A 5,047-nucleotide genomic window follows, 5' to 3' on the forward strand; every position below is an offset into this window, starting at 1 on the left:
GCCTAAACTTTCCCCTAAAACCCTAGATAAGACTCCTCGAAATAATCTGATTTTCGAGAGGTCGGTATGGTTGCAGTGGTGTCGGGCGTGGGTTTGGGCTTGCAGAACAGTTCGCTGGCGGCCTTGGGCGGGCAGGGTCAATTGGGCGAGGCCGCCTTCGGCCGCGGCGGCGAACGGGTCTACGTCAACGCCGGCAACGGCAACCTGGTGCTGCAGCGGCGCGACGAATTCCTCGCCGGCAACGGCCTGCCGATTCAACTGCTCCGCACCTACAACAGCCAGGGCCGAGGCGGCGACGCCGGCAACTGGCGGCTGGGCTACAGCCGCCAGCTGTTCGACTTCAACGGCGCGCCGGGCAGCGCCGGCTCGCAACTGCGCCGCCAGGCCGAGGACGGCAGCGACACGCTGTACCGCTACGACACGGCGCGGGGCTTGTATCTGGCGCAAGGCGGCGCCGGCGCCGAAGACACGGTGCGCTGGGACGGTCAGGCCTGGACCTGGACCGACGGCGACAGCCGGAGCCAGGAGCGCTACGACGGCGCCGGCCGGCTGCAGCAAGTGCAAAGCCGCGACGGCCAGACCGTCACGCTGGACTACGACGGCGCCGGCCGCATCGTCGGCCTGCGCAGCGCCGACGGCGAGACGCTGTTCGTCGACTACGACGCCCAGGGCCATCTGAGCCAGCTGCGCAGCGTGTACCGGGACGGCGAGCAGAGCAAGACGCTGACCCGCACCCGCTACGGCTACGACGAACAGAACCGGCTGAGCAGCGTGATCACCGACCTGAGTCCCGACGACAACAGCGTCGCCGACGGCCAGGTCTACACCACCCGCTATGTCTACGATGGCGCCAGCCAGCGGCTGGCTAGCCTGCAGCAGAGCGACGGCAGCCGGCTGGACTTCGCCTATGCGCAGGTGGACGGCGACTACCGTGTGCTCAGCGTCAGCGACGTGCGCGGCGAGCAGACGCTGACCACCACCTTCGACTACGACGCCGGGGGGCAGCGCACCGTGGTCCGCGACGCCGCCGGCCTGCGCACCGAGCTGAACTACCGCGACGGCCTGCTGCAGCGGGTGGCCGCCGGCGGGGTGGAACAACGCTTCGACTACGACGAGCACGGCCGGGTGAGCGCGGTCACCGACGGCCGCGGGCAGAGCAGCCGTTTCGACTACGACGCCGCCGGCAACCGGGTGGGCGTGCGCGACGCGCAAGGGCAGCAGACCCGGCGCCGCTACAACGCCCAGAACCAGGTGTTGAGCGAAACCGTCGACGGCGCCGGCACCCGCCGCAACGTTTACGACGCCAGCGGCCTGCGGCTGCGCTTCAGCCTGAGCGCCGAAGGACGGGTGGAAGAGCGCCGCTACGACGCCCAGGGCCGCGAAGTCAGCCGGCTGCTGTACCAGGGCGGCGTGTTCGCCGGCGCCGACGACGCCACCGGCGAAGCCGAACTGCAAGCCTGGGCGGCGCGGCAGGACCGGTCCCGCATCGAACGCACCGACACGAGCTACGACCTGCGCGGCCTGGTGGCCGGCACCACCCGCTACGCGACGCTGGACGCCGAGGGCAAGGGGGTGGCGGACGGCCGGCACAGCGGCGTGCGCTATGTCTACGACCCGGCGGGCAATCTGCTGCAGAAGCTCGACGGCGTCAGCGGCGCGGTGCTGGCCGACTACCTCTACGACGGCCTGAACCGCGTGGTGCGCAGCCGGGACGGCCACGGCGTGGCCACCACCACCGTCTACCAGGACGCGCAACGGCAGACCCGGATCAGCCTGAGCAACGGCCTGAGCACGGTGAGCAGCTACGACGCGGCCGGCCAACTGCTCTCCGTGGTGCAGCAAGACGCCGGCGGCGCGCTGGGCACCGCGCGCACCGAGTACAACGCGCGCCAGCTGCCGGTCAAGTTGACCGACGCCAACGGCGCCGCCAGCTATCTGTTATACGACGAGCGGGGCCGCAAAGTGGGCCAGATCGACGCCGCGGGCGGCGTCACCGAATGGCGCTACAACGGCAACGACCAAGTGATCGCCAGCCTGCGCTACGCGACCCGGGTCGACCCGAGCCGGCTGAGCGGCGATCCGGCGACGCTGTCGCTGGCCGCGCTGCGGCCGGCGGCGAATCCGGCGGAGGACCGCGTCGAGCGCCGACTGTACGACAGCCTGGGCCGCCTGATCCAAACCATAGACGCCGAAGGCGGCGTCGAACGCCACCAATACGACGCCGCAGGCCGGCTGACGCACAGCACCCGCTACGCGACGCGGCTGAGCGCCGACACCCTGGCGGCGCTGGCCAGCCAAGCCGGCGAACTCGACCCGGCCGACGCCAAACTGCAGCCGGCGGCCGATCCGACGGGAGACCGCGTCAGCCGCCGCTACTACGACCGCGACGGCCTGCTGCTGGCCAGCCTGGACGGCGAAGGCTATCTGAGCGAAACCCGCTACGACGGCGCCGGGCGCGCGCTCGACACCGTGCGCTACGCGCAACGCGCCCAGGCCGGCGACAGCCTGGACGCGCTGCGTCCGCCCCGCGACGACGCCGACCAACGCACGCGCAATCTGTACGACGGCGCCGGCCGGCTGGTGGGCCGGATCGACGCCGAAGGCTACCTCGACGAAACCGTCTACGACGGCCAAGGCCGCATCGCGCAGACGATACGCTACGCCACGCGCGTCGGCGGCGGCGACAGCCTGGCCGCCTTGCGCCCGGCGGCCGACCGCAACGACCGCCAAGTGCTGCGCCAATACGACGCCGCCGACCGGCTGCTGCGCGAAGAACACCGGCCGAGCGGCCTGATCGTCCGCTACCAGTACGACGCCCAGGGCCAGGTGATCGCCACCACCCGCGAGGCCGGCGACGAGGCGCGCAGCCAACTCAAACGCTACGACAGCCAAGGCCGGCTAAGCCAGGAACTGAGCGGCGAAGGCGCCCAGGCGCTGAGCGCGCTCGGCGCCGATGCTAGCGCCCAGCAAATCGACGCCGTCTGGGCGCGCTGGGGCACCCGCCACTACTACAACGCCGGCGGCCAACGCACCGCCAGCCTCGGCCCCGACGGCCAGGGCGGCGCCGGCGCGCGCACCCTGTACTACTACGACGCCGCCGGCCGCCTCAGCCACACCCTCAACAGCCTGGGCGAAATCAGCGAAGTGCGCTACAACGCCTTCGGCGAAGTCATCGCCACCCAGCGCTACGCCACCCGGCTGGGCGCCGACGCGCTGGCCGCGCAGAACGGGGGCAGCTCAAGCGCCTTGCCCGGCGGGCTGCAAAGCGACAGCGACCGCCTCGAAACCAATCAATATAACCGGCTGGGCCAACGCATCGCCGCCGGCGACCGCCTGAACGCTGAACGCGAACAGTGGAGCTACAACGCCTTCGGCGAAGCCGTCGGCCACCGGCTGCGGCTGGACGCCGCGCGCAGCAGCTTGCAGAACAACGGCTACGACCGGCGCGGCCAACTGCAGAGCCAGAGCCGCGACGCCGAAGGACTGGCGCTGCGGACGACATCGAGCTACGACGCCTTCGGGCGGCAGATCGAAAGCGTCGACGCCAACGGCAACCGCCGCCGCATCGACTACGACAAACTGGGCCGCCAGATCCGCGTCCAAGACCCGCAAGGTGGACGGCAAAGCAGCGTCTACGACGCCTTCGGCCGGGTGCTGAGCCAGACCGACGCGCTGGGCCACGTGACCGCCACCGCCTACGACGACGCGAACGGCCGCGTCACCGTCACCCAGGCGGACGGCGTCCAGCTCATCACCCAGAAGAACGGCCACGGCGAAACCGTCAAACTGATCGACGGTCTGGGTCAGGCGACGAGCTACCGCTACAACCGCGACGGCCAACTGCTGAGCACCACCACCCCGGCGGGGACCACCCGCAGCACTTACGACAGCGCCGGTCATCAGATCGAAAGCGTCGACGCCAACGGCACCCGCACCGTCTACCAGTACGACGCGGCGGGCCGGGTGCTGCAGCGCACCGTGGACCCGGACGGCCTGAAACTGAGCAGCCGCACCGAGTACGACGCGCAGGGCCGGGTGCTGCGGCAGACCGAACCCAATGGACGGGTGAGCGAACAGCGTTACGACGCGGCGGGCCGGCTGCAAAGCCTGATCGTCGACCCGGACGGCCTCAAGCTGAGCACGGTTTACGGCTACGACGCCCAAGGACGGCAAATCCGGGTGACCGAAGCGGCGGGGACGGCGCAGGCGAAGACCACCGAATACGAATACGACGGCGCCGGTCGTCGGGTGCGGGAGACGGTGGACCCGGACGGGCTGAAGCAGAGCACGGTTTACCAGTACGACGGCAATGGCAACGTGGTGGCCAAGACCGATGCGATGGGCAACATCGCCCGCTACATCTACGACGGCAATGACCGTGTGCGCTATAGCCTGAACACGCTGGGCCATCTGACGGAAACGGTGTACGACGCGGCGGGGCAGGCGGTGCAAAGCCGACGCTACGCGACGCCGGTATCGGTGTACAACCTGGGCACCGCGCTGACGGAGAGCGATCTGTCGGGGAAGGTGACGACGCATGAGAAAGACCAGAGCACGCGCACAGTGTACGACGCGATGGGGCGTCCGAGCCTGAGCATCGATGCCGCGGGCAATGTGACCGAGCGTCGCTACGACGCGGCGGGCCGGGTGACGGACACCATCCGTTACGCCAAGAGCCTGGCGCAGATGGGGCTGTCGGCCGAACGCCTGCAAGACGGCGCCCGCGCCAACCTGCTGCGCAACAGCCTGTTCGAAGCCTCGGCGCCGGGCAAGGTGGCGAACTGGGGCTATGGCGCGTGGAACGCTGACGCCGAAGTGGGCGGCAACCTGAGCGCCGACTGGCGGGTAGCGGAGGGCCTGGCTGGCGAGAACACCGTCTATCTGCACCAGACCGGTCGTCATCCGCAAGACGCCTACCAGGAACTGGTGCAAAGCGTGCCGGTGCAGGCGGGACGCCGTTACGCCTTCTCGGTGTACACCGGCGCGCATCGCGCGAATACCAGCCTGCACATCGTGTGGTTCAACGCGGCGGGCCAGGCCTTGGGTG

1 protein-coding gene is annotated in these 5,047 nt (G+C 70.0%); it reads left to right on the forward strand.

Features of this window, described 5'->3' with window-relative positions; translation table 11 throughout:
• Positions 1–66: 66 nt before the first annotated feature.
• A partial coding sequence (locus MOV80_RS23140) for an RHS repeat domain-containing protein (RefSeq protein ID WP_249605547.1) occupies positions 67–5,047 on the forward strand: 4,981 nt, incomplete at its 3' end.

Origin of the sequence: Chromobacterium sp. IRSSSOUMB001 (assembly GCF_023507765.1) — a bacterium.
GTDB classification, from domain to species: Bacteria; Pseudomonadota; Gammaproteobacteria; order Burkholderiales; family Chromobacteriaceae; genus Chromobacterium; species Chromobacterium haemolyticum.